The sequence below is a fragment of the Pectobacterium betavasculorum genome, assembly GCF_000749845.1.
Lineage (GTDB): Bacteria > Pseudomonadota > Gammaproteobacteria > Enterobacterales > Enterobacteriaceae > Pectobacterium > Pectobacterium betavasculorum.
The window spans coordinates 1-212 of record NZ_JQHM01000093.1 but is presented as its reverse complement, the minus strand read 5'-3'; the positions used below and the strand labels follow the sequence as shown (position 1 = coordinate 212).

Annotated in this window: 1 protein-coding gene; it reads right to left on the bottom strand. The window is 65.6% G+C overall.

The genetic code is table 11. From position 1 onward, the window contains the following. On the bottom strand, positions 1-212 hold a 212-nt coding region (locus KP22_RS21235; RefSeq protein ID WP_156107298.1), incomplete at both ends, for a condensation domain-containing protein.

The window sequence follows — 212 nt, the reverse complement described above, 5'->3', positions numbered from 1 at the left end:
GGGTTATGCGACAGGCTGCGCGTCGGGTTAAGCGCCTCCACCAGTTGTTCAAACGGCACATCCTGATGCGCCTGCGCCGCCAGCGTGGTCGCTTTTACCTGCGCCAGCAAGGCACCCACCGATGCCTCGCCGTCCACCCGGTTGCGCAGCGCCAGCGTATTGACAAAGAAACCGATCAGCGGCTCCAGCTCGGTGCGGGTACGCCCGGCCAC